The organism is Paraburkholderia sp. FW306-02-B, assembly GCF_058782725.1.
Genome location: NZ_JBYSXZ010000001.1, coordinates 555,154 through 580,464, shown reverse-complemented (window position 1 = coordinate 580,464; position 25,311 = coordinate 555,154). Strand labels below are relative to the sequence as shown.

Annotated in this window: 22 protein-coding genes; 10 read left to right on the top strand and 12 right to left on the bottom strand. The window is 63.1% G+C overall.

Annotation, left to right across the window (positions count from 1 at the left end; genetic code table 11):
- Positions 1-8: 8 nt before the first annotated feature.
- From AC3WOG_RS02565 to AC3WOG_RS02540, 6 genes are all read left to right on the top strand, one after another.
- Positions 9-1,619 carry an FMN-binding glutamate synthase family protein gene (locus tag AC3WOG_RS02565; RefSeq protein WP_492576518.1) on the top strand — a complete coding sequence of 537 codons (1,611 nt, stop codon included), beginning with the start codon at positions 9-11 and terminating at the stop codon, positions 1,617-1,619.
- A 221-nt stretch (positions 1,620-1,840) separates the two neighbouring features.
- Complete coding sequence (gene glyQ / locus AC3WOG_RS02560) at positions 1,841-2,848, top strand: glycine--tRNA ligase subunit alpha (protein ID WP_492579692.1); 1,008 nt, start codon at positions 1,841-1,843, stop codon at positions 2,846-2,848.
- A gap of 15 nt (positions 2,849-2,863) precedes the next feature.
- Entirely contained in the window at positions 2,864-4,969 is a 2,106-nt protein-coding gene (gene glyS / locus AC3WOG_RS02555) for a glycine--tRNA ligase subunit beta (RefSeq protein ID WP_492576517.1), read from the top strand.
- A gap of 10 nt (positions 4,970-4,979) precedes the next feature.
- A complete protein-coding gene (gene gmhB, locus AC3WOG_RS02550; protein ID WP_492576516.1) occupies positions 4,980-5,534 on the top strand; it encodes a D-glycero-beta-D-manno-heptose 1,7-bisphosphate 7-phosphatase in 555 nt (184 codons plus the stop codon).
- A 40-nt stretch (positions 5,535-5,574) separates the two neighbouring features.
- Complete coding sequence (locus AC3WOG_RS02545; protein WP_492576515.1) at positions 5,575-6,333, top strand: lysophospholipid acyltransferase family protein; 759 nt, start codon at positions 5,575-5,577, stop codon at positions 6,331-6,333.
- 44 nt (positions 6,334-6,377) lie between these two features.
- Entirely contained in the window at positions 6,378-7,280 is a 903-nt protein-coding gene (locus AC3WOG_RS02540; protein WP_492576514.1) for a M48 family metallopeptidase, read from the top strand.
- 31 nt (positions 7,281-7,311) lie between these two features.
- Here the strand turns inward: AC3WOG_RS02540 and AC3WOG_RS02535 are convergent, their stop codons facing one another.
- The 6 genes from AC3WOG_RS02535 to AC3WOG_RS02510 form a co-directional block, all read right to left on the bottom strand.
- Entirely contained in the window at positions 7,312-7,707 is a 396-nt protein-coding gene (locus AC3WOG_RS02535) for a hypothetical protein (RefSeq protein ID WP_492576513.1), read from the bottom strand.
- Between the two features lie 28 nt (positions 7,708-7,735).
- Positions 7,736-8,122 (bottom strand): lactoylglutathione lyase, encoded by a 387-nt coding sequence (gene gloA / locus AC3WOG_RS02530; RefSeq protein WP_492576512.1) that lies wholly within the window; start codon positions 8,120-8,122, stop codon positions 7,736-7,738.
- Positions 8,123-8,224: 102 nt separating this feature from the next.
- Positions 8,225-9,874, bottom strand: a complete 1,650-nt coding sequence (locus tag AC3WOG_RS02525; RefSeq protein ID WP_492576511.1) for a long-chain-fatty-acid--CoA ligase — start codon at positions 9,872-9,874, stop codon at positions 8,225-8,227.
- Positions 9,875-10,137: 263 nt separating this feature from the next.
- Complete coding sequence (locus AC3WOG_RS02520) at positions 10,138-10,824, bottom strand: TetR/AcrR family transcriptional regulator (protein WP_492576510.1); 687 nt, start codon at positions 10,822-10,824, stop codon at positions 10,138-10,140.
- Between the two features lie 152 nt (positions 10,825-10,976).
- Positions 10,977-11,144 (bottom strand): hypothetical protein, encoded by a 168-nt coding sequence (locus AC3WOG_RS02515; RefSeq protein ID WP_492576509.1) that lies wholly within the window; start codon positions 11,142-11,144, stop codon positions 10,977-10,979.
- Positions 11,141-12,253, bottom strand: a complete 1,113-nt coding sequence (locus AC3WOG_RS02510) for a porin (RefSeq protein WP_492576508.1) — start codon at positions 12,251-12,253, stop codon at positions 11,141-11,143. The genes AC3WOG_RS02515 and AC3WOG_RS02510 overlap by 4 nt, the downstream gene beginning before the upstream one ends.
- A 529-nt stretch (positions 12,254-12,782) precedes the next feature.
- Here AC3WOG_RS02510 and AC3WOG_RS02505 point away from each other — a divergent pair.
- Positions 12,783-13,727, top strand: coding sequence for a DMT family transporter (locus AC3WOG_RS02505; protein WP_492576507.1), 945 nt, complete (start codon positions 12,783-12,785; stop codon positions 13,725-13,727).
- A 56-nt stretch (positions 13,728-13,783) separates the two neighbouring features.
- On the opposite strand, the gene rsmA is transcribed toward AC3WOG_RS02505, so the two are convergent.
- The 4 genes from rsmA to AC3WOG_RS02485 all read right to left on the bottom strand — a co-directional run bounded on the left by rsmA (position 13,784) and on the right by AC3WOG_RS02485 (position 19,568).
- Positions 13,784-14,650: a 16S rRNA (adenine(1518)-N(6)/adenine(1519)-N(6))-dimethyltransferase RsmA gene (gene rsmA / locus AC3WOG_RS02500; RefSeq protein ID WP_492576506.1), complete on the bottom strand. Its 867-nt coding sequence runs from the start codon at positions 14,648-14,650 to the stop codon at positions 13,784-13,786.
- Between the two features lie 103 nt (positions 14,651-14,753).
- Positions 14,754-15,764, bottom strand: coding sequence for a 4-hydroxythreonine-4-phosphate dehydrogenase PdxA (gene pdxA, locus AC3WOG_RS02495; RefSeq protein WP_492576505.1), 1,011 nt, complete (start codon positions 15,762-15,764; stop codon positions 14,754-14,756).
- A 5-nt stretch (positions 15,765-15,769) separates the two neighbouring features.
- A complete protein-coding gene (locus tag AC3WOG_RS02490; RefSeq protein ID WP_492576504.1) occupies positions 15,770-17,134 on the bottom strand; it encodes a peptidylprolyl isomerase in 1,365 nt (454 codons plus the stop codon).
- Positions 17,135-17,201: 67 nt separating this feature from the next.
- The gene (locus AC3WOG_RS02485; RefSeq protein WP_492576503.1) at positions 17,202-19,568 is read right to left on the bottom strand and encodes an LPS-assembly protein LptD; all 2,367 of its coding nucleotides are present in this window, start codon (positions 19,566-19,568) and stop codon (positions 17,202-17,204) included.
- A 222-nt stretch (positions 19,569-19,790) separates the two neighbouring features.
- On the opposite strand from AC3WOG_RS02485, the gene AC3WOG_RS02480 reads away from it, so the two are divergent.
- The gene (locus AC3WOG_RS02480; RefSeq protein WP_492576502.1) at positions 19,791-20,870 is read left to right on the top strand and encodes an aminoglycoside phosphotransferase family protein; all 1,080 of its coding nucleotides are present in this window, start codon (positions 19,791-19,793) and stop codon (positions 20,868-20,870) included.
- A gap of 3 nt (positions 20,871-20,873) precedes the next feature.
- Complete coding sequence (gene murU, locus AC3WOG_RS02475) at positions 20,874-21,587, top strand: N-acetylmuramate alpha-1-phosphate uridylyltransferase MurU (RefSeq protein WP_492576501.1); 714 nt, start codon at positions 20,874-20,876, stop codon at positions 21,585-21,587.
- Positions 21,588-21,705: 118 nt separating this feature from the next.
- On the opposite strand, the gene AC3WOG_RS02470 is transcribed toward murU, so the two are convergent.
- A complete protein-coding gene (locus AC3WOG_RS02470; RefSeq protein ID WP_492576500.1) occupies positions 21,706-23,613 on the bottom strand; it encodes an ABCB family ABC transporter ATP-binding protein/permease in 1,908 nt (635 codons plus the stop codon).
- 308 nt (positions 23,614-23,921) lie between these two features.
- Between AC3WOG_RS02470 and AC3WOG_RS02465 the strand changes: the two genes are divergently transcribed.
- Entirely contained in the window at positions 23,922-24,317 is a 396-nt protein-coding gene (locus tag AC3WOG_RS02465; protein WP_492576499.1) for an acyl-CoA thioesterase, read from the top strand.
- 13 nt (positions 24,318-24,330) lie between these two features.
- Here AC3WOG_RS02465 and AC3WOG_RS02460 read toward each other — a convergent pair whose 3' ends face one another.
- Positions 24,331-25,236: a LysR substrate-binding domain-containing protein gene (locus AC3WOG_RS02460; RefSeq protein WP_492576498.1), complete on the bottom strand. Its 906-nt coding sequence runs from the start codon at positions 25,234-25,236 to the stop codon at positions 24,331-24,333.
- Positions 25,237-25,311: the final 75 nt, after the last annotated feature.

The window sequence follows — 25,311 nt, the reverse complement described above, 5'->3', positions numbered from 1 at the left end:
GAGTCCCCATGTTTTCTCGACGTTATCTGGCGATGTGGTGCGCAGTCCTGCTGCTCGCCGTCTGCGCGGCGCTCGCCGCGACGCATCACATTTCGTGGTTCTGGACCATCGTGCCGGTGGCGCTCGTCGCGCTCGGCATCTTCGATCTGACGCAGGAGCGCCACGCGATTCTGCGCAACTATCCGCTGTGGGGCCACTTCCGTTTCCTGTTCGAATTCATCCGGCCGGAAATCCGCCAGTATTTCGTCGAAGGCGATACCGACGAGAAACCGTTTTCGCGCGCGCAACGCAGCATCGTCTATCAGCGCGCGAAAAACGACGTCGACAGCCGCCCCTACGGCACTGAACTCGACGTCAAAGCTGTCGCGCATGAATGGATCAGCCACTCGCTCGCGCCGACGAAGCTCGACAATCACGACTTCCGCATCGTGGTCGGCCCGGATCGCGCGCAGCCTTACTCGATATCGATCTTCAACGTCTCGGCGATGAGCTTCGGCTCGCTGTCGGCGAACGCGATCATGGCGCTGAACCTCGGCGCGAAGAAAGGCAACTTCGCGCACGACACAGGCGAAGGTTCGATGTCGAAATATCACCGCGAGCACGGCGGCGACATCATCTGGGAAATCGCGTCGGGCTACTTCGGCTGCCGTAACGACGACGGCACCTTCAGCGCGGAGAAGTTCGCGAAGCAGGCCGCCGAACCGCAAGTGAAGATGATCGAGGTGAAGCTGTCGCAAGGCGCGAAACCCGGTCACGGCGGCGTACTGCCGGCCGCCAAGATCACACCGGAGATTGCGGAAACGCGCGGCGTGCCGATGGGCCGCGACTGCATCTCGCCGGCCACGCACGCCGAGTTCTCGACGCCGCGCGGCCTGCTCGAATTCGTCGACCGCTTGCGCACGCTGTCCGGCGGCAAGCCGACCGGGTTCAAGCTGTGCATCGGACATCCGTGGGAATTCTTCGGCATTGCAAAGGCGATGCTGGAGACGGGCATTTTGCCGGACTTTATCGTGGTCGACGGCGCTGAAGGCGGTACGGGCGCCGCGCCGCTGGAATTCACCGATCACGTCGGCGTGCCGTTGCAGGAAGGGCTGCTGCTGGTGCACAACACGCTGGTGGGTATCGGCTTGCGCCAGCGCATCCGCATCGGCGCGAGCGGCAAGATGATCACCGCGTTCGATATCACGAAGACGCTGGCGATCGGCGCCGACTGGGTCAACGCGGCGCGCGGCTTCATGTTCGCGGTCGGCTGCATCCAGGCGCAGACCTGCCACACCGGCCGCTGCCCGACCGGCGTCGCGACGCAGGATCCGGTGCGCCAGCGCGCTTTGGTCGTGCCGGACAAGGCCGACCGTGTCTTCAACTTCCATCACAACACGCTGCACGCGTTGAAGGAAATCATTCAGGCCGCGGGGCTCAAGCACCCGGCGGAACTGCGCGCGCATCACATCGTGCGGCGCGTGTCGTCGCATGAGGTGCAGTTGATGTCGGAGCTGTTGAAGTATCTTGAGCCGAACGATCTGCTCAATGGCAACTATCGTTATTCGCTGTACGAGAAGTGGTGGCCGGTGGCGCAAAGCGATTCGTTTGCGCCGAAGATGGAACTGGCCGCGACGTAGTTCGGCTGTGGTGGCGATCGCCGCAAAGTCTCGGGCGTTGACGACGAAGGACCGCGTTGCGCGGCCCTTCGTCGTTTGAGGATCACCGTGGAGCCCGTCCGCCCCCGCAAAACGGACGCCCCCCTCCCTTTCCGTTAAAATCTACGGTTTAGCACTTTGCTCCACGGCCAGCTCGCGCGCTTCGGCGCTTGCGGCGCGGCCCTATGCCCGAAAGGCACTTCATGCTCACGTTTCAGCAAATTATCCTGACACTGCAATCCTATTGGGATAAGCAGGGTTGCGCGCTGCTCCAGTCGATCGACATGGAAGTCGGCGCGGGCACGTCCCACGTCCACACGTTCCTGCGCGCGATCGGCCCGGAACCGTGGCGAGCCGCCTATGTGCAGCCGTCGCGCCGCCCCAAGGACGGTCGCTACGGCGAGAACCCGAACCGTCTGCAGCATTACTACCAGTACCAGGTGGTACTGAAGCCGGCGCCGGAGAACATCCTCGACCTGTACCTCGGCTCGCTCGAAGCGCTCGGCTTCGATCTGAAGCAGAACGACGTGCGTTTCGTCGAAGACGACTGGGAAAACCCGACGCTCGGCGCGTGGGGCCTCGGCTGGGAAGTGTGGCTGAACGGCATGGAAGTCACCCAGTTCACCTACTTCCAGCAAGTCGGCGGCCTGGACTGCAAGCCGGTGCTCGGCGAAATTACCTATGGTCTCGAACGTCTCGCGATGTACTTGCAGAAGGTCGAGAACGTCTACGACCTGGTCTGGACCGAGTGGGAAGAGCAAGGCCCGAACGGCCCGGAAATCCGTCGCCTGACTTACGGCGACGTGTATCACCAGAACGAGGTCGAACAGTCGACCTACAACTTCGAGTACGCGAACGTCGAGTTGCTGTTCTCGATCTTCAACAGCTACGAAGCGGAAGCAAAGCGGATGATCGAAGCACAGATCGCGCTGCCCGCTTATGAACTGGTGCTGAAGGCCGGCCATACTTTCAACCTGCTCGACGCGCGCGGCGCGATTTCCGTCACGGAACGCGCGGCCTATATCGGCCGCATCCGTGCGCTGTCGAAGCTGGTTGCACAGGCTTACTACGACTCGCGCGAAAAGCTCGGCTTCCCGATGCTCGGCAATCCGGTGCACGGCGTGCCCGGCCTCACGACCGACGCACAAGATGCCGCAATGCCCGCGTGGGCGCCGCCGCTGAAAGTCGAACGCAAGATCGATCAGGACTGACGAGAACACCTAGAAATGACTCATCCCCATCAAGCTACCCTGCTCGTCGAGCTGCTGACCGAAGAACTGCCGCCGAAAGCGCTCGCGCGTCTCGGCGACGCATTCGCCGAAGGCATTGCACAGCGCCTCGCGGCGCGCGATCTGATCGAAGGCGAACTGTCGTTCGAACGTTATGCAACGCCGCGCCGGCTCGCGGTCACGATCAGGAACGTGCGCACGGTCGCGCCGGAAAAACACGTGCGCGAAAAAGTGCTGCCGGTTTCGGTCGCGCTGGACAAAGACGGTCAGCCTACCGCGCCGCTCGCCAAGAAACTCGCCGCGCTCGGCTTCCCCGATTTTTCGGTGAACGAGCTGGAACGCGCGTCGGACGGCAAGGCCGAAGCCTTCTTCCTGCGCTACGCCGCGCCCGGCGCAACACTCGCCGAAGGCCTGCAAACCGCGCTCGACGAAGCGCTCGCCGTGTCGAAGCTGCCGATTCCGAAGGTGATGACGTATCAGCGTCCGGACGGCACCAACATCCAGTTCGTGCGCCCCGCGCAGCGTCTGACGGTGCTGCATGGCGACCAGATCGTACCGGTCAGCACACTGGGTATCGACGCCGACGACACCACGCTCGGCCACCGCTTCCTGTCAGAAGGCTTCGTGCAGATCCAGCACGCGGATGCGTACGCCGAGACGCTGCTGCACAGAGGCCGCGTGGTCGCGAATTTCGCCGACCGCAAGGAAACGATCCGAACGCATCTGCTCGCGCAGGCCGACGGCGACCAGGTGGTGATGCCGGAATCGCTGCTGGATGAAGTGACGTCGCTGGTCGAATGGCCGGTGGTCTACGCCTGCCGTTTCGAGGACGAATTCCTGCAAGTGCCGCAGGAATGCCTGATCCTGACGATGCAGACGAACCAGAAGTATTTCGCGCTGACGGATGCGAACGGCAAGCTGCGCTCGCGCTTCCTGATCGTGTCGAATATCGAAACGGCGACACCGGGCGATATCGTCGAAGGTAATGAGCGCGTGGTGCGTCCGCGTCTGGCCGACGCCAAGTTCTTCTTCGAGCAGGACAAGAAGAAGCCGCTGGCCGATCGCGTGCCGCTGCTCGCGAACGTCGTGTATCACAACAAGCTTGGGTCGGCGTTGCAACGCGTCGAGCGCGTCGAAGCGCTGGCCGGTGCAATCGCCACGCTGATCGGCGCCGATGTCGCGCTCGCGAAGCGTGCCGCGCGTCTGGCGAAGGCGGATCTGATCACCGACATGGTCGGCGAATTCCCCGAGTTGCAAGGCACGATGGGCACGTACTACGCGCGCCACGACGGCGAGCCGGAAGAAGTCGCGCTCGCGTGCACGGAACACTATCAACCGCGTTTCTCCGGCGACGCATTGCCGGCCACCGCAACCGGCACCGTCGTCGCGCTGGCGGACAAGCTCGAAACGCTGGTCGGCATCTGGGGCATCGGCCTGCAACCTACCGGCGAGAAAGACCCGTTCGCGCTGCGCCGCCACGCGCTCGGCGTGCTGCGGATTCTGGTCGAGAAACAGTTGCCGGTCGATCTCGTCGAACTGCTGCGCACCGCTTACGCGCAATTCGCCGCGGTGCCGAACGTCGCCGATTCGACGCAAGCGATCTACGAGTTCTGCATGGACCGTCTGCGCGGCTTGCTGCGTGAACGCGGCTACGCGCCGGGTGAAATCGACGCCGTGCTGGCGCTGAACCCCACGCGCCTCGACGACATCGTCGCGCGACTCGATGCGGTGCGCGAATTCGCGACGCTGGCTGAAGCGGCATCGCTCGCTGCGGCCAACAAGCGCATTTCGAACATCCTTAAGAAGTCGGACGGCGCCGCGACCGGTGGTGTGCAGGTCACGCTGCTGACCGAAACAGCGGAAAAAGACTTGCATGCGCGGCTCGAACAGGTCGCGCCGCGTGTGCAATCGCAACTCGCCGTGCGCGATTACACTGGCGCCTTGACCGCACTGGCCGCATTGCGCGAACCGGTCGACACGTTCTTCAACGACGTGATGGTCAACGCCGAAGATCCGGCGTTGCGCGCCAACCGTCTGGCCTTGCTCGGCACGCTGCATCAGCAGATGAATTGCGTCGCCGACATTTCCCGACTCGCCGCTTGAGCCCCGCGCCATGCCGACCAGAAAAGTGGTGATCCTCGACCGCGACGGCGTGATCAACGTCGATTCCGACGCGTTCATCAAGTCGCCGGACGAGTGGGTCGCGTTGCCCGGCTCGCTCGAAGCGATTGCCCGTCTGAACCAGGCCGGTTATCGCGTCGCGATCGCGACTAACCAGTCGGGCATCGGCCGGGGTCTTTTCGACATGAACGCGCTCAATGCGATGCATCTGAAAATGCACCGCATGGCGGCGGCGGTCGGCGGGCGCATCGACGCGGTGTTCTTCTGCCCGCACACGGCGGAAGACCATTGCGAGTGCCGCAAGCCGAAGCCCGGCATGCTGAAGATGATCGCCGAGCGCTTCGAAGTCTTGCCGGAATATACGCCGGTGGTCGGCGATGCGATGCGCGACCTGCAAGCAGGCGCCGTGCTCGGACATCCGACCCATCTGGTGCTGACCGGCAAGGGCCGTAAAACGCTCGAGGCCGGCGGCTTGCCCGAGGGCACGCGCGTGCACAACGACCTGCGCGCGTTCGCACTCAACTTCCTCTCCGACGATCACGAGTGATGCGCGGCGAGCGCGTCCCCAACCCTCACTGACCACGCCGATGCGCTTCATTCGTTCTTTGCTGCTGCTGATCTACTTCGTCCTGTTCACGGTGCCGTACGCAATCGCGTGCTTCATCGCGTTTCCGTTCATGCACGCCGACAACCGCTACTGGATGGCTGCCGGCTGGTGCCGCGCAACGCTCCACACGGTGCGCTGGCTGAACGGCATCCGCTACAGGATCGAAGGCTACGAGAATCTGCCCGACGGTCCGGCCGTGCTGCTGTCGAAGCATCAATCGGCGTGGGAAACGCTGGCGTTTCCGGCGCTGATGCCGCGGCCGCTGTGCTACGTGTTCAAGCGCGAACTGCTATATGTGCCTTTTTTCGGCTGGGCGCTTGGCATGCTGAAGATGGTTCACATCGATCGCAAGGAAGGCAAGTACGCGTTCGAGTCGGTCATCAGGCAAGGCAAGGCGCGCATGGCCGAAGGCGCATGGGTCATCATGTTTCCGGAAGGCACGCGCACGCCGACCGGCAAGCAAGGCAAATACAAAACCGGCGGCGCGCGTTTCGCGATTGCCAGCGGCGCGCCGGTCGTGCCGATCGCTCACAACGCGGGACGTGTGTGGCCGCGCAACTCGTTTCTCAAATATGCGGGTATAGTCACAGTGTCGATCGGCAGGCCGATCGAGACGACGGGGCTCACGCCCGATGAAGTGAACACGCGCGTCGAAAAGTGGATCGAAGCTGAAATGCGTCGCATCGATCCTACCGCGTACCGCGCGGCGGAAAGCACCTCCGCCGCCGCACCAATCTGACGCGCCCGCGCCCTCGATGGCGCATTTGCGCGAAGCCGAATCCGATGCAGAAGCCTCCTACGCCGCAGCCCGCTGCGGCGCTCGATAGCCGGCAACTCGATCTCCCGCTCTTCGCCGAGCCGGGTTCGACGTCGTCGTCCCCTTCACCGTCTACACCTTCGTCCGGCTCTTCGCCGGGCTCGCAGAGCGGGCAACAGCCGGCCGCGCCGCTCGCGCCGGACGGCAGCAAGCTGCGCAGCCTGACGATCGGTTCGCAGACACTGCACTACCAGCTCAAGCGCTCGGCACGCCGTTCGATCGGTTTTGCGATCGACAGCAGCGGCCTGATGATTACCGCACCACGCTGGGTCACGCTCGCCGATATCGAAACCGCGATCACCGAAAAGCAGCGCTGGATTTTTGCGAAGCTGATCGAGTGGCAAACGCGTGTCGAGCAACGCGCGTTGCCCAAGGTCGACTGGAAAGATGGTGCGGAAGTGCCGTATCTCGGCCAACCGGTACGCGTGAAGCTCGGCTCGCCGCAAGGCACGCTGGCGTTCAACGCGGATGAGGCGGCGCTCGCACTGCCGCTGCCGTTGCAGGCCGATCCGCAGCAGATCAAGGACCGCGTGCAAGGCTGGCTGCAAGGCGAAGCGAAGCGTCTGTTCGGCGAGCGTCTCGCGATTTACGCGGAGAAGCTGGGTGTCGACTATCGCGCGTATGCGCTTTCGTCGGCGGCAACGCGCTGGGGCAGTTGTTCGAGCGACGGCAAGATCCGCCTGAACTGGCGGCTGATTCACTTCCCGCTGTCGATCATCGATTACGTCGTCGCGCACGAACTCGCGCATCTGCGCGAGATGAATCACAGCCCGCGCTTCTGGCAAACGGTCGAATCGATTTTTCCGGAATTCCGCGAAGCACGGCAGACGTTGAAGTCGCACCCGCCGGAGTTGCTGCCGACGCTTTGAAGCGCCGGCCTTCTGAAGCCCGCGCGCGGTTTCACGCCGTGCAGAAAGTTTCCTGCAGATGGCGCCACGTCACCTTGCCGTGCGCGTCGGTGTCCATCACCGCCGTCGAGCGCCGCACGTTTGCGTTGCCCGCGTTGTCGCGCTGATATTCACGATACTTCACCACCGCGCCCGACGGATACTCCGCCACGATCTCCATATCGCGGATCTTGATCTGCGAGCCGGGACGCGCGCCGCGGAGCTTCGCGAAAATCTCGCGCACGCCGGCGTGGTCCAGTGCGACGCCCGACGTCATGACCAGCGTAAACTGCGGCGCGAAGCGCGCCATGATCCGCTCCAGCGCACCGGCATCCGCCGAGCCGTCGAACAACGCCTGAATTTCGACGTGGATGGTGTCCAGTTCTTCGAAGTAGGGATTGTTGTTCATTGCCTGAATCCTCGTCGCGGCGCGTGCGTTATTTTTTCTTCTGGATGAACTCGATCTTGTAGCCGTCCGGATCGGTGACAAAGGCAATCACGGTGGTGCCGTGCTTCATCGGGCCGGCTTCGCGCACAACCGTGCCGCCCTGCGCCTTGATTTTGTCGCACGTGGCGTACGCGTCTTCGACTTCGACGGCAAGGTGCCCGAAGCCGGTGCCGAGGTCGTATGACGGCGTATCCCAGTTGTGCGTCAGTTCAATAACGGTGCCATCGCGCTCGTCTTCGTAGCCGACGAAAGCAAGCGTGAACTTGCCGTCCGGATAGTCGTCGCGGCGCAGTAATTTCATCCCGAGCAGTTCGGTGTAGAACGCGATCGAGCGGTCCAGGTCGCCGACCCGGAGCATGGTGTGAAGCAGGCGCATCGTGTACTCCCTGTTGCGTGATGTCGAGAACGTAAATGTACCCGGAATCACGCTGCGCTGCAGAGCGCGGAACGCGTCGTACGGCGCGCGTCCGCCCCCTTTTCAACCGGCGTTTTTCACTTCGTCGCGCAGCGCGCGCCGCAGAATCTTGCCGACGTTGGTCTTCGGCAGTTCGGTGCGGAACTCGACGATCCTGGGGCGCTTGTAGCCCGTCAGTTGCTCCTTGCAGAACGCGAAAACGTCCGCTTCGGTCAGCGCCGGATCTTTCTTCACGACGTAGAGCTTCACCACCTCGCCCGACTCCGCATCCGGCACGCCGAGCGCCACCACTTCGAATACGCCCGGATGCTTCGCGACCACGTCTTCCACTTCGTTCGGATAGACGTTGAAGCCCGACACCAGAATCATGTCCTTCTTGCGATCGACGATCTTCACGAAACCCGCTTCGGTCATCACGCCGATGTCGCCCGATTTGAAGAAGCCGTCGGGCGTCATCACTTTCGCGGTCTCGTCCGGACGGTTCCAGTAACCGGCCATCACTTGCGGGCCGCGAATGCAGATCTCGCCGCGCTCGCCGAGCGGCACTTCGTTGCCGGCGTCGTCGCGAATCGAAATGTCGGTGGACGGCAACGGCAAACCGACCGTGCCGGTGAAGGTGGTGGAAGTCGGCAGATTGGTGGTGGCGCACGGCGAGGTTTCCGACAGCCCGTAGCCTTCGACGATCGGCACGCCGGTCAGCGCCTGCCAGCGTTGCGCGACCGCTTGCTGCACGGCCATGCCGCCGCCGGTCGATTGCACCAGCTTCGAGAAGTCGAGGGTTCTGAAATCCGGTTCGTTCAACAGCGCGTTGTACATCGTATTGACGGCGGGGAACGAGTTGATCGCATAGCCTTGTAATGCCTTGATGAGGCCGGGCAGATCGCGCGGATTCGGAATCAGGATACCCATGCCGCCGCAACGCATCGTCAGCAAGCCGCAGACCGTCAGTCCGAAGATGTGGTACAGCGGCAGCGCGACGACCGTGATGTATTGCCTGATATCGGAACGCCCGCGATATGCCGGCTCGCGCCACAACTCCGATTGCAGGATATTGGCGATCAGATTGCTATGCAAAAGCGTCGCGCCTTTCGACACGCCGGTCGTGCCGCCGGTGTATTGCAGCGCCGCGATGTCGTCGCCGGTCAAGGCAACGGGCGTAAAAACCGCTGTCGCGCCGCGCGAAATCGCATCGTTCAACGCGATGCGCGACGACGGCGCGTCATCCGCAATCTCAGGGCTGCCCGCGCCCAGCATTTCACTGACGGACGTCAGCACGACATGCTTGATCGAGGTGTGCGCCTGCACGGCATCGAGCGTTTTGGCGAAGGTATCGAGCAACACGATCGCTTCGGCGCCGCTGTCGTTCAACTGATGTTCGAGTTCGCGCGGTGTGTACAGCGGATTGACGTTCACCACGACATAACCCGCACGCAGAATGGCGGCCATCGTCACCGGGTATTGCAGCACGTTCGGCAACATCACCGCGATGCGCGCCCCGCGCATCAAGCCTTGCGACTGAAACCACGCTGCCAGATGACGCGAGCGCGTATCGAGTTCGCCATAGGTCAACTCGCGTCCCATGCAAACGAACGCGCGCTCTGCCGCGTACTTCTGAAAACTCTGCTCCAGCAAATCCGCTACGGAGCTGAACTGCGCCGTATCGATCTCGGCCGGCACACCCGGCGGATACGACTTCAACCAGATTTTTTCCATGTCCCCTCCCTTGGTTTCGCATCTCGATGCGCTAGTGCATGACGTGCCGATGCGCCGGTGCGCCGACGCGCCACTGCAACCTCAATGCTTCTAGCGCACAGCCCGCGCGGGCCGGTCAAAGCATTCGAAGAATGTACGCAACTGATCGGCCGTGCCGAATGTCTCCTTGAAAAATCCGGTTGCGCCTCGCGAAAGCGCGCCGTCTGTCATTCATCCGAATAATCGGAAGCAGAATTCTCGTTCCGTTTTTTTGAGTAAAAAAATCAGCCATCCGGCAACCCGAGGCAGCGCCGCAGCCGGATTTTCAACCATGACGGCAGTTGCCGGCTGGAGAGCGACAAAGGACCCGGATCGTTCAGCACGCTATTGACCAGCATGCCCAGGATCATTTGCAGCGTTGCGCGCACTTCGAATTCGAGCGACCGGCGGGTATTTTCATCGGCCTTGACGCCGCGCGCTTGTGCCAATGCGCTGACGAAGCGCGGCACGATCAGCGCCAACACCTCGTGATTGGTGGCCTTCGCGGCGTCCCAGTTGGCTTTGCGCTGCGACGCGCGCAACAGCGACGCGTGATACAGCCCGCGATTGCGCCGAAACGTCTGCACATAGAACGAAATGACCGCATCGGCGAGCGTGGCCGCATCGTTCGAACGCCACGCCGGGTCGCGCTCGACCGTCTCACACACTTGCTCGAGCCCCTGCTTCATCGCCGCGTCCTGGACGACTTCGAAGAAGCTGTCCTTGTTATCGAAGCGCCGATAGAAAGCGCCGATCGAGGTGCCCGCCCGCTCGACGATATCGTTGATCGACAGATCGTCGAGATTGCCGCTCGCTTCGATCAACTCGCGCCCGGCTTGCAGCATGCGCGCGAGGCCCTGCTGGCTGCGCGTCTGACGCGGCGCCGCGATGCTGCTCGGCAACGGTTCGCGGCTGCGCGTTGAAATCGTCATACGGTGTTCAATCTCGGTTCGCTGCTCAGGATAAGTTGCAGATTCACCCAAAACCGGAATCTGGATTCCGGATCGTCGGCGATCAGAATCGCGTTGTCAATCGGACCCAGGGTAATTACCGGGCCACCTGTTTGACCACTCATCCGACCCGCTTAGCGGGCCGATGTAGCGGGATGCAGCAAACCGTGCGCGGTGCGATTGGCGTCTTCTATAACCCACTCGGCGAGCCCCAGCGCCGAATGCGCGGCCGGCGACGGCGTGTGCCCGGCCAGATACACCAGCGCGAATTCGAGACCGGGCGCGTTGGAGCGGGTGATCAAAACTGATGCCGCACGCCCGCCATCAGGCCGATCTGCGTTCCCTTCTGCGCAAGTCCGATGCCGTTGACGCCTTGCAGCTGAGCGCCGATCAGATCGCCCCGGTAAAGCGAGTAGTCGCCTTCCAGATAAACATCGGTGCGCCTGGACAGGTTGTAGTCGGCGACCAGCTGGTACTGCCATGCTGAGCCGTCCTGAACGGCTTTCTTGCCGTCTTGCAGCGTACGCCACACATTCGCGGCGAAGTGCCACGCGTTGCCGACCTGCTGCGTGATGCCGCCCATGATCATGCGACGCCGCGAAAAGTCGGTGTACTTGAGCGCGGCCAGCGCGGGCGCGGTGAACGGTCCGTTGGCGAAATTCGAAAAACCGGCGTCGTTCTGATTGACGATGTAACCGGCCGCGAAGCGCGTCTTGTCCCACGTGTACGAACCGCCGAAGCTCCACGCCTTCGAGGCTGCGCCGTTGACCGAGTCTTTCGACTCTTCGTACGCGCCGCCAATGGTGAACGGACCGCCGGTCGGCGCATACGCCGCGGCGGCGCCGATCTGGCTACCGTATGAATTTCCCGCGTTGCCGCCGAACGCGTAGCCGGCGGCGAACATCAAGCCGTTGTAGTGCGCCTGATACTGCACCTGGTTGCTAGTCCAGATGCCGCCGGTCATCGTCACTTCCGGCTGGAAGCTGAAATCGTATGGAATCCAGGGATTGCTGCCGTAGCCGCCGATCGTGACACCTTCGATCATCACGTTGTACTGACGGCCCAGGATCACCTGGCCATAAGAATTCGAGCGCACCCCCACTTGCGCTTCATTGAAGAACGGCAAGGTGGGATCGCTTTGTCCGCTATTGATGTAAATACGGTTTTCGAGCTTGAAGAACGTGGACCAGCCGCCGCCCAGATCCTCGACGCCCTTCAGTCCCCAACGGCTTTCGGTCATGCCGCCACTGCCGAGGCCAACCGATGAATCGCCGGCTTTGTTCGCGTGGGTCAGGTACCGCACGCTCTCGTCGACCACGCCGTACAGCGTCACGCTCGATTGCGCGTGCCCCATCTGACAGGCCAATGCCGCGAGCACCATCGCCACCGCCCACTTGCTCACGTTCTTCATAATGGCTCCTCATATGGGTTCCGCCTGTCGCGGATATGGGTCGTCGGCTTCGCTCTTCGGGCACGCATCAGTCAGGCTTTCAGGCGGGCGGCCCACCGCATGACGCGTAGGCATCCTGTCTTTTTAGCCGCCGTCTCGTGACGTCGACGCCGCCCGCCTGAAATAAAGTACCAGCGCCGCACAGGTTGGAACCCACGCCAATGGCCTGACGAAATATGCGTGAGTGGAACCATATCCTGAAATGGGCATGGCAAGAAAATAGACTGTGTCGGTGTTGCGCAGGTGTTGCGCCGGTACTGTTAAGTCAGCCAACTACTTGCAGTGCGTCAGAAGCACGCGTAGGCGGTGGGGTCATCGCATCGCAGCATGGACGGTTTTGTTATCGTATGACTTATGACTGCCGCGCTGTTAGCTTGCCGGCTTCGCCATTGGATTAGCCATCCGGCCGGCCATCGCCATGCGCGCACACGTCCGATACTGACCTGCATTTCGTCACTCCCACCACTCGTTCTCACAACCCCATCCGCCCATGAGCACCACTGCCCTGCCCACGCGCCGCGCCCCAGATAGCTTCGCCATCCTGTTGATGATCGGCTTGTGCGCGATCTGGGGTCTCCAGCAAGTCGCGATCAAGAGCACCAATGCGGCGCTGCCACCCGTATTCCAGGCGGGCTTGCGTTCGGCGATTGCGGCCTTGCTGGTATGGGGTTGGGCGCGCTCACGCGGCACGCCGCTGTTTCGCGACGACGGCACCCTGGGCGCCGGCTTGCTCGCGGGCGTGCTGTTCGCGGCCGAGTTCGTGTGTATTTTTCTCGGCCTGACGCTCACCAGCGCGTCGCGGATGGCGGTCTTCCTGTACACCGCGCCGTGCTTTACGGCGCTCGGCCTGCACTGGTTCGTGGATGGCGAGCGGATGCGGCGCATCCAGTGGCTCGGCATCCTGGTGGCGTTTGCGGGCATGGCGCTGGCGTTCGCGGACGGCTTCCTGCATCGCGGTGCAGCACACAGTTCGACGCTCGCGGGCGTCGCCGGCGACACGCTCGGCGTGCTCGCCGGCATCGCGTGGGCCGCGACCACCGTGGTGGTTCGCGGCACGCGGCTTGCCCATTCGAGCGCCAGCAAGACGCTGTTCTATCAGTTGACGGTGTCGGCGGTGGCGCTGCTCGCGCTGGCGCTGGGGCTCGGTCAGGCGCGGCTGGAAACCGTCACGCCGCTGGCGGTGATCAGCCTCGGGTATCAGGCGGTGATCGTCGCGTTCGTCAGCTATCTGGTGTGGTTCTGGCTGCTGACGCGTTACATTGCGTCGCGCCTGTCGGTGTTCTCGTTCCTGACGCCGTTGTTCGGCGTGACCTTCGGCGTGCTGCTGCTCGGCGAGTCGTTCAGCCTGCGTTTCCTGATGGCCGCGGTGCTGGTGCTGGCCGGCATTGCACTGGTCAATGCGCCGGCGAAGCGGGTTGCCGTTCAGCCAAGGTGATTTTCAAGCGCGCCGCAGGACGCAGCGCGCTTCCTTCAACGCTTAAGCCGTGAAACTCAGGCGTCGTTGCTCTTAGCGGCCGCGGCGCCGCGCGACGGCAACGCCGCCACGACCTGCGCCACGCGCACATATTCGGCGACCGGCACGTCTTCGGCGCGGCGTTGCAGATCGAAGCCGAGCGCGTCGAAATCCACCGAGTCACGATAGGCTGCCAACGTATTGCGCAGCATCTTGCGCCGTTGCGAGAACGCCGCCGTCACCACTTCGCCGAGTACGCGCTCGTCCACCGGCGGCAATTCGTGCAGCTCGTACGGGATCATCCGCACAATCGCCGAATCGACCTTCGGCGGCGGCTGGAATGCTTCGGGCGGCACGTCGAGTTGCTTGTCGATCACGTAGCGATATTGCAGCATCACCGAGAGCCGGCTGAACGCCTTGGTGCCAGGCTCCGCCACCATGCGCTCGACCACTTCGTTCTGCAGCATGAAGTGCTGATCGATCACGCGATGCGCGAACGACGTCAGATGAAACAGCAGCGGACTCGAAATGTTGTACGGCAGATTGCCGACAATGCGCAGCGACGCCTTGTCGCCCGGCGCCGCAAGCGAGCCGAAGTCGAACGCAAGTGCGTCGCCCGCATGCAGCTCGAGCAGGTCGCCGAATTTCTTCTTGAGCCGGCCGATCAGATCGCGATCCAGTTCGACCGCGTGCAGCGGCGCTTCCGGCGTCGCCAGACGTTCGATCAGCGGTTCGGTGAGCGCGCCCAGCCCCGGCCCGATCTCGACCATGCGCTCGCCGCGCTGCGGCCGGATCACGTCGACGATCGAATCGATCACGCCCATATCGACCAGAAAATTCTGGCCGAAACGCTTGCGTGCGGTATGACCCTGATGCTGGGCTCGTTGCTGTCTGCTGGTGGACATCGAAGAAACGCTAGGAAGAGAACTGCTTAAAAAAGGAAACGCCGGAAACGCGGGTAAAGCGATGCGGGTGAAACGCTGCTGGTGAAACGATAAGCAGCGTGAATCAGCCCCCGCGGCGATGCCGCGCCATCGACACAGCCGTATCGATCGCGGCGATCAGGCTGCCGGAATCGGCGCGGCCGGTGCCGGCCAGATCGAGTGCGGTGCCGTGATCGACCGAGGTGCGGATGATCGGCAAGCCGAGCGTGATATTGATGCCTTCGCCAAAAGTCGCGTACTTCAACACCGGCAGCCCCTGATCGTGGAACATCGCGAGCACGCAGTTGGCTTCGTTCAGATAACGCGGCTGGAACAGCGTGTCGGCCGGATAGGGACCGCGCGCGTCGATGCCCTGCTCGTTCGCGAGCTTCAGCGCCGGCGAAATCACGTCGATTTCTTCACGGCCCAAGTAGCCGTTTTCGCCCGCATGCGGGTTCAAACCGGTCACGAGGATGCGTGGCGCCGGCAGCCCGAAATGGTGGCGCAGATCGTGATCGATGATGCGCAGCGTCTCGCCGATGCCGTCGATCGACAACGCCGCCGACACGTCTTTCAGCGGCAGATGCGTGGTGGCGAGCGCGACGCGCAATGGGCGCTTGCCGGTGCCGGCCAGCATCATCACCACGCGCGGCGTGTGCGTGCGTTCGGCCAGGTATTCGGTGTGGCCGGTGAACGGCACACCGGCATCGTTGATCGTGCTTTTTTGCAGTGGCGCGGTGACGATTGCGTCGAACGTACCGGCCACCGCGCCGTCGATCGCGCTGTCGAGCAGATCGAGCACGTAACGGCCGTTCGCGGCGTCGAGCTTGCCTGCCTGGGACGGCGCGCCGAGCGGCCGGTGTTGCACCCGCACGCGCTTGCCGTCAGCCATCAGCGCGGTCCAGTCGACGCCCACCGCGCGGGCGCGTTCGGCGAGCAAGCCCGCATCGCCCAGCACGGTGAATTGCGCGCCGGGCCAATGCGCCGCCGCCCCGGCCAGCGCCTGCGCCGTCAACTCGGGGCCGACGCCGGCCGGTTCGCCGGTCGTGATTGCGATTTGCAACGGGGCGCTGGCGAACTGGGCGGCGGTTGTCATGACGTTTATGGCAAGCTTGCTTGAGCGGGTTTCACTTCGACATACGCAGTGTCGCGCAATTCACGCAGCCAGTCAGCGTAGGCCTGTTCCGCCTTGCGCTGACCGATTGCCTGACGCGCCAGATCCATCTGCTGCGAGACCGAGCCTTCCGATTCGCGGCGGCCCAGCACCTGGATCAGGTGATAGCCGTATTCGCTGCGCACCGGGTCGCTGATCTGACCGTCCTGCAGGCTGTTCATCGACCGCTCGAATTCCGGCACCGTCTCGCCCGGGCTAATCCAGCCCAGGTCGCCGCCTTGCGACGACGAACCGTCTTGCGAGTAGGTGTGGGCGAACTTCGCGAAGTCGCCGCCGGCGGCAATCTGGTTCTTGATTTCGAGCAGCTTCTGGCGTGCTTGCGGCTCCGACATGCCGTCGCCGACGCGCAACAGAATGTGGCGCACGTGCGTCTGCACAAGCTTTGTCGCATCTGCCGAACTCGCGCCTTGGCCCGCGCGACGATCGACGAGGCGCACGATTTCGAAGCCGTCGTTGGTGCGGACCAGATCCGGGTTGACCTGACCGGGGCGCAATGCTGCGGCGGCCTTGACGAACTCAGGCGGCAGTTTGGACGGCGGCACGAAACCCGTATCGCCGCCCTTCGAGGCATCCGGCGCTTGCGAATTCGACTTCGCGAGCTTTTCGAAGTTGGCGCCGCCCTTGGCTTCCGTCAGCAGCGCCTGGGCCTTTTTCTGTGCCGCTTCGATGTCGGTTTCCGACGCGTTCAGCGGCGCCTTCAGGAAAATGTGCTGGAAGTGCAGATCGCTCGTCAGGCCGGCGTTCGGGCCACGCTGACTGGCGATGTAGTTCGCGACTTCCGCGTCCGACACCGTGACCTTGCTGTCCACTTCCTTCTCGCGCAGACGCGAGAGCGTCAGTTCGGTACGGGCGTCGCTCGTGAACGTGCTCCAGGGCACGCCTTGCGCCTCGATCCGCGCGCGGTACATGTCGAGCGTCATGTTGTTCGCTTGCGCGAGCCGTTCGAGCGTTTTTTGCACGGCGGCGTCGTCGACATTGATGCCGTCTTCTTTCGCCTTCTGCAACTGGATGCGTTCCAGCACCATCTGGTTGAGCACCTGCTGGCGCAACTGGTCCATCGGCGGGACCGGCGCGTTCTGCTGGTTCAGCCGGCGGGTAATCAGGCTCATGCGCTCGTCGAGCTCGCGCCGCGTGATGACGCCGTTATTGACCACCGCGGCGATGGTGTCGACCGTCTGGCCGCTATTGCCGCGCAGCGCCTGCGCCTGAACCGGCGCGACCGACAGGAAAGACGCCACGGCGGCGAGACCGGCCGCAAGCGTTGCCAAGCGAAGCTTTTTCATGATTGCCACAGATACTCCAATGATGTCGGGCGCGCCTGGCCCGTCTTTTCGCATTCTATAAATGATCGGACGAGCGTCATTCGTAATTGGTGAAACGCGCTTCCGGCGGCGGTGGCGGCGGCAACGGCGTGTAGCCGGCCACACTGGTGCGGAACGCGGAGATCAGCCCGTTGTCGACGCTCGACAAGCCCTTGAACGTCAACTGCGCGAGAAACCGCGTGCTCGACTGATGCTGCCCCGATGTATTCAGACCGTTCGCATAACGCTGGATCCCGGCGCCGAGCGTCCAGCAGTCGGCGTCGTATTGCAGGCCGACCAGACCGTCGACAATCCGGTGCCCGCCCAGGTCGTAATTGAAACGGCCGACCCCGTACACGCGATGCGACAGCGGCCACTGCCCCGACACCAGCACCTGATTGATCGGCTGGTTGTCCAGCGTGGTGTTCGCGCGGGTGTAGCGATACGCGACATTGATCACTCTGCTGGTGCCCGGACTGAACCCGAAACCGACGCTCGTTTTCACCAACTGGTTGTTGTCGGCATTATATTGGAACGCCGTTTCCGAAGCGAAACCGGCCCCGAGCTTGATCGACGCACCCGCGATCAGGTCCGAATGGGTGGCTTGCGTGCTCGTCTGGGTAGGCAGCAGCGTGACACGCTGATCCTGGAAGTAGTACTGCTGCGCGAGCACGAAGCGCGCGCGCTCGTCGCCGGTAGCCGGATTGATGAAGCGCGTGGTGATGGCCGCGGTCAGCCGGTTCGCGTCGGCGATCCGGTCGTTGCCGACGAACGTGTTCGGCGTGAAGATTTCCGCCAGCCCGAAGTCGGAGTCGGCTGTATCGAACAGCGGCGCGGACGCCTGGTTCCGAAACGGCGTGTACACGTAGTAAAGCCGCGGCTCCAGCGTCTGGATGTAATCCTCGCCGAAGATGCGCACCGAACGGTCGAAAATCAACCCGGTGTCGAAGCTGAGCGTCGGGATCGATTCGGTGAAATTCTTCGGCGTGCCGACCGGCACATCGTTGCTGATATTGCGCAGGTTGTACGACGCAAAGTGCCACTGCACCTTCGGCGTGACGAAGTAGCCCGGCCCGACCACCGAATACGAGATGTACGGGTTGAACATCAGCCGCTGACCTTCGGTCTTGTCCGCGGTCGTGATGCGGAAATCCGTGTAGTCGGCTTCCGCGCCGAAGTCGAAGCCGCCGACGTTGTACTTTGCGTACTTCACGTTCAACTGCGGCTCGCGACCGTACGGCGCCACTGACGGCGTCAGCGTCTGCCAGTGCTGTTCGCGCGCGAGCACCGACCACGGCCCGTTGTTGTAGGTCAACCCTGCTTCCTGTTGATACAGGAGCTGGGTGCCGTTCATAAACTGACTGACCGACGACGACAGGTCTTCCGGATACGTGTTGTCCGAAACCTTGTTGTAGTAGATGTAGCCGCCGAACCCGTTGCCGAAGTTCTGGTTGTGCTGGATGTACAGCGCGTAGCGGTTGGTCTTCGTCAGGCGATCGTTCGGCAGGAACTCGCCGGTGATCGAGCCGGAATAGGTCGGCGACAGATAGCGGAAGGTCGACTGCAACTGCACGCCGCGCTTCGAGATCACCCGCGGCGTGACCGTCAGATCGCGATTCGGCGCGATGTTGAAGTAATACGGCACCGACAGTTCGAAGCCGTTGCCCGAACTGAGCGAGAACGTGGGCGGCAGCAGGCCGCTACGCCGTTCGCCCGACAGCGGGAACGACAGCCACGGCGAAGCGAACACCGGCACGCCCTGGAAGAACAGCACGCCGTTGTGCGCGATACCTTCGTCCGCGCCGGTGTCGAAGTCGAACTCGCTGCCTTTGATGTACCACGCCGGATCGTCCGCGCACGCGCAGGCCGTGTAGGTGCCGTGCGTGAAAACCGACCGCTCGTTGTCGAGCAGATCGACGCGTTCCGCGCTGCCCGAGCCTCCCGTCAGGTTGAAGCGGTACTTCGGCGAGGTCATGAAGCCTTCGCTCGAATCCACGCGCATATGCGCTTCGGGGCCGACGAACGTATTGCCGTTGTTGATCACGTGGACCTGGCCGTAGGCGTCGGCCATGTCCGTGTCCTGATCGTAATGCAACGCGTAGGCCTTGATCGCGACCGTATTGCGACGCACCTCGGCCGAGCCTTTGGCGGCCATGTCCTGATCGGTGGTGCCGCTGGTGGTGTCGCCGAGCACGAAGGTGGCCGGCTTCTGGCCAGGCTTCAACGGATGCTCTTCGAGTTGTGGGGCGAGTTGCATGCCCCAGGGGGCGTCGATAGGCTGCGGCTGCGCGGCTTCCCCCGTCAACTGGGCGTGCGCAAGCGCGGGCATCAGGCCCGGAACGGCGATCAACGCCGCGACGAGCCGCCTTTTGCGCGGCACAACAGCACAAGAGGGAGTCGTTTGGGAAAGCTGTCTAGGCGGCATGTATCGTTTGGCGAATCGGCTCGTCCGTCAGCTTCAGCAGTCACGGTCCACCGCCTGCACACCCCGACCGTGACAGTCGGCTGCACATCAATATTTACAATCTGTCGAACGATGAGGCGGGCGGTAAAGCGCAATACGCGAAAGCTGGCGTAAGTCGCGTCAAAAAAGTCGTGGGGTATTATATGGCAAGACGTTGCCCCTCTGAATTTGCCGCCGGTTTTCATGACGCTGCCCCCTTCCCAAGACACAACCGATACCCGCCTCGACCTGCTCACCGCCTGGCTGAACGGCCACGCAGCGCGCTACGCGCTCGAGCTCGCCACCCTTGCACCGGCCTCCTCCGACGCCAGTTTTCGCCGCTATTTCCGGCTCGCCGGTAAGGCGGCGGAAGGCGAAAGCATCGGCACGGTAATCGCCGTCGACGCCCCGCCGCCCGAAAAGTGCCGCGAATTTGTGCAGATCGCACAGTTGCTCGACGCAGCCGGCGTGCATGTGCCACGTGTGCTGGAGGTCGATTTCGACGCGGGTTTCATGCTCGTCACCGATCTGGGCACCGAGTCGTACCTCGGCGCGCTGAACGAAGCACAGAAGGACGACAAGCCCCGCGAGGCCCGCACGCTGATGCGCGACGCGCTCGACGCGTTGATCCGCTGGCAGCTTACTTCGCGCGAAGACATGTTGCCGCCGTTCGACGAAGCCTTCCTGCGCCGCGAGATGGAATTGATGCCGGAGTGGTTCATCGGCCGGCATCTGGGCCGCGAGGTCGACGACAAGACCCGCGGGCTGCTCGATCGCACCTTCGCGCTGCTGATCGCAAGCGCCCGGGCGCAGCCGCAAGTGTTCATGCTGCGCGATTTCATGCCGCGCAACCTGCTGATCGCCGCAGCGCCCAACCCCGCGAACCCCGGTGTGCTCGACTTCCAGGACGCGGTGTACGGCCCGATCACCTACGACGTCGCTTCGCTGCTGCGCGATGCGTTCCTCAGCTGGGACGAAGAGTTCGAGCTGGATTGCTTCGTGTACTACTGGGAGCGCGCGAAAAAAGCCGGCCTGCCGGTCGACCCGGACTTCGGCGAGTTCTACCGCCAACTCGAATGGATGGGTCTGCAACGACACATCAAGGTGCTGGGTCTGTTCTGCCGGATCAACTATCGCGACGGCAAACCGCATTACATGAAGGATCTGCCGCGCTTCATCGGCTACGCGCGCAAGGTCGCTGAACGCTACGCGCCACTGCGCCCGTTCGCGAAGCTGCTCGACGATCTCGAAGGCCGCGCGAATGAAGTCGGCTACACCTTCTGACCGATGACAATGTCCCTGAAGAGAGCGATGATTTTCGCCGCGGGCCGCGGCGAACGCATGCGTCCGTTGACCGACACGCGCCCGAAGCCCTTGCTCGAAGCGGGCGGCAAGCCGCTGATCGTGTGGCAGATCGAACGGCTTGCGCGCGCCGGCTTTCAAACCATTGTGATCAATCATGCCTGGCTAGGCGAGCAGATCGAAGCCGCGCTCGGCGACGGTTCGCGCTGGGGCGTGCGACTGCGCTACTCGACCGAGCACGAAGCGTTGGAAACGGCAGGCGGTATCGTGCAGGCGCTGCCGCTGCTGGAAGACGCCGGCCGCAGCGAGGTGTTCGTCGCGGTCAGCGGTGATGTTTACGCGGAGTTCGATTACGCGGCGCTGAATGCTCACGCCGGCAAGCTCTCGACACTGCCCGAGCCGGGCATGCATCTGGTGATGGTGCCGAACCCGGCGTTTCACCCGGACGGCGATTTTGCCTTGATCGACGGCGTACTGTCGCTCGACGCGCAACCTCGCTTCACGTTCGGCAATATCGGGCTGTACGACACGCGGATGTTTCGCGATCTGCCGCGCGGCACGCGGCGTGCGCTCAAGCCGTACTACCGCGACACGATTGCGCGCGGCCTTGCGAGCGGCGAGCTATACGAAGGTGTGTGGGAAAACGTCGGCACGCCGGCGCAATTACAGGCGCTGGATCAACGCCTGAGCGCACGCTAAGCGTCGAACGTGCATCGAACGTCCGCCGTGTTGGCAGACGCCGTGCGGTAACTCGCCGTTCAACGCTCAACGGGTCATACAACAGGCAAACGCGGCGCATTCCGCCGCCGCTTGCTTACTATCGCCCGCCGGCTCCACCCTCTCCACCATCGCCCGCGCCCACCGTTTCGGCGGCCTCGGGCGCCTCTGCCGCGCGTTGCTGCTGCAACGCCCACATCTGCGCGAACAGCCCGTTCGCGCTCAGCAATTCGGCGTGGGTACCGCGCTCGACGATGCGTCCTTTGTCCATCACGATGATCTGCTGAGCGTGCACCACGGTCGAAAGCCGGTGCGCGATGATCAGCGTCGTGCGCTCGCGAGCGATCTGATCGAGTTCGTGCTGGATCGCGCGCTCCGAACGCGAATCGAGCGCTGAGGTCGCTTCGTCGAACAGCAGGATCGGCGGATTCTTCAGGATGGTCCGCGCAATCGCGACGCGCTGCTTTTCACCGCCGGATAACTTCAAGCCACGCTCGCCGACAGGCGTGTCGTAACCCTTCGGCAAACCTTCGATGAAGTCGTGAATATGCGCGGCGCGCGCCGCCGCGATCACCTCGTCACGCGTGGCCGACGGCCGGCCATAAGCAATGTTGTAGTAGATCGAATCGTTGAACAGCACCGTGTCCTGCGGCACGATGCCGATCGACGCGCGCAGCGAATCCTGCGTGACATCGCGAATATCCTGGCCGTCGATAGTGATCGCGCCGCCGCTCGCCCGATCCAGATCGTAGAAGCGGAACATCAGCCGCGCAAGCGTCGATTTGCCCGAGCCGCTGTGGCCGACCACCGCCGTCGTGGTGCCCGCCGGAATCGTGAAACTCACATCGTGCAGAATCTTCCGCGCCGGTTCGTACGCGAAGTTCACGTGTTCGAAGCGGACCTGCGCGCCGCTCACTTGCAACGCGGGCGCATCCGGCACATCCGGCACTTCCTGCGACGCGCCGAGCAGCGTGAACATGCGGTCCATGTCGGTGAGACTCTGTTTCAACTCGCGATACACGACGCCGAGAAAATTCAGCGGAATGTAGAGCTGCAACATGAAGGTGTTGATCAGCACCAGATCGCCGAGCGTAAGGCGCCCGGCCATCACACCTTCTGTGGCGCGCCACAGAATGAACACCAGCCCCGTGCCGATGATCGCCTGCTGACCGAAATTCAGCGCCGACAACGAGCGCTGCGATTTGATCGCCGCCGTGCGATAGCGCTTGAGATTCTCGTCGTAGCGCTGCGCTTCCCACTCCTCGTTGCCGAAGTACTTGACGGTCTCGTAGTTGAGCAGCGAATCGATCGCGCGTGAGTTCGCCCGCGAGTCGAGATCGTTCATCGTGCGGCGAAAATGCGTGCGCCATTCGGTCACTTTGACGGTGAACGTGATGTACACGGCCAGCGCGATAAACGTGACGATCGCGTAATACGCTTCGTATTTGACGACGAAAAAGCCGAGTACGAGACCGACTTCGACGAGCGTCGGCAGAATGCTGTACAGCGAATACGAAATGAGCTGCGTGATGCCGCGCGTGCCGCGTTCGATATCGCGCGACATGCCGCCCGTCTGCCGCTCGAGGTGAAAGCGCAACGACAGCGCATGCAAATGGCGGAACACTTTCAACGCGAGTTGCCGCACCGCGCTCTCGGTCACTTTCGAAAACAGAATCTCGCGCAACTCGGTGAACAGCGACGTGGACAGCCGCACCACCGCATACGCAACCACCAGCAAACCAACGCCGCCCAGCAGCACGATGCCCGGCGAATCTTGCGCGCGGCCGAGCGCCGTCAGATGCTGCACGGCGGCGAGGTTGTCGACGATCCGCTTCATCACGACCGGCACGCCGAGGTTGGCGATCTTCGCGCCGATCAGGCAGCTCAGCGCGAAGACGACGCGCCATTTGTAGGTGGCGAGGTAGGGCAGCAACGACAGGATCGTCTGCCAGTCGTTGCGCGGCTGGGTCGAGATCGGCGAAGGTTCGGAGGCGGGCGTGCGGCGCATGGGATCGGCTGGGGGAGAGTGTGGAAGCGACGGAGTTCGCAGCGGCGCCGACAGGCAGTTGGCAAACTGCTTTTTGTCGCGCGACCCGGCTGGGCGCTTTCCCGTACAATTCCTGATCTTTGTATTGTCGCAGAAGCCGGCTGGCGCCGCTTTTCATGGGCTGTGCGGCCGTCGGCGACGCGCGTCGGTTACACGTGGCTTACACGCCGGTTACGCGCAGGTCATGCCGCTGTGCCGTGCAGTTGTCGTGAAATCGCCCGCCTGCCGGTCGAGCCGACCGAGCCAATACGTTTCTCAAGGGTGCCCCGATGACCAATCTTCTTCAACTCCCGCAAAAGTCATGTGCGCTGCGCGTCGTGCCGCAGCCGTCGGACGCGAACGTCCACGGCGATGTGTTCGGCGGCTGGATCATGGCGCAAGTGGATATCGCCGGCTCGATTCCGGCGAGCCGCCGCGCCAACGGGCGGGTGGCGACCATTGCGGTCAATTCGTTCGTCTTCAAGCAGCCGGTGTTCGTCGGCGATCTGCTGAGCTTTTACGCGGATATCGTGAAGACGGGCAACACCTCGGTGACGGTGTCGGTCGAGGTGTACGCGCAGCGCATGAGCCTGACCGAAGAAGTCGTGAAGGTGACCGAGGCGATCCTGACCTACGTCGCGACCGATAGCGACCGGCGCCCGCGGGCATTGCCGGTGCTGGACTGACCGGCAGCCACGCTCAACCATCGCCGCGCAAATATTCGTCGACCTGCGCTTCGATCCATTGCGCGAAGTGCGCCTGCTTCGCATTGAGGCTCTCGCGTTGAGGCCACACGAGCCAGTAGGAATACCGATACGGCACCCGGATATCGGTGATCTGCATCAATTCTCCTTTCGCCAACGCACGCGCGACCAGACTGCGCCGCTCGAGCGCAACACCCTGCCCGAGCAATACCGCGCCCAGCACGATGTTCGAATCGTTCGCCGACATGACGATGCCCTGGGCGGGCGGCTCCGCCACCTGCGCCGCCTGGCACCATTCGCTCAACGGTGTGTTCGGACTGGAGATCAGCGGGCACGCCACCACGTCTTCGGCGGTCACCGGAAAGCGGCCGTGAGGGCCGCCCGTGAAATGCGGCGCCGCGACCATCAGCATTTCGTCGTCGAACAGTTTCTGTTGCGCGACATCGGGCCAATGGCCCTGCCCCATGCGGATGCCGATGTCGCTCGCACCATGGCGCAAATCCTCGACCTGCAGCGTCGTCAGCAAACGGATCCGATAGTACGGATGCGCGTCGCGGAAGCTGGCAAGGCGCGGCACGAGCCAATGCTGCGCGAACGACGGCACGGTCGCGATGACCAGTTCGCTCTCGTGCGGGCGCGCCTGCGCACGGCGCGTTGCGTGCGTGATGTCGCGCAGCGCCGCCCGTATTTCAAGTGCGTAGAGCCGCCCGTCCTCGGTGAGCCGCAAACCGCGCGCTTCGCGCATAAATAGCGCGACGCCCATCGAATCTTCCAGCACCTTGATCTGCTGACTGACCGCCGAATGGGTCACATGCAACTCGCGCGCGGCCCGCGTCACGCCGCCGAGCCGGGCGACGGCTTCGAAGCAGCGGAGAGCGGCGAATGGCGGGATGGGCTTCATGTAAGAAATTCTGACGTAAATCGTCGATTAATGTCGCTTTTTTTGCTGTCGCGAGATGCTTAATCTATCGGTTGA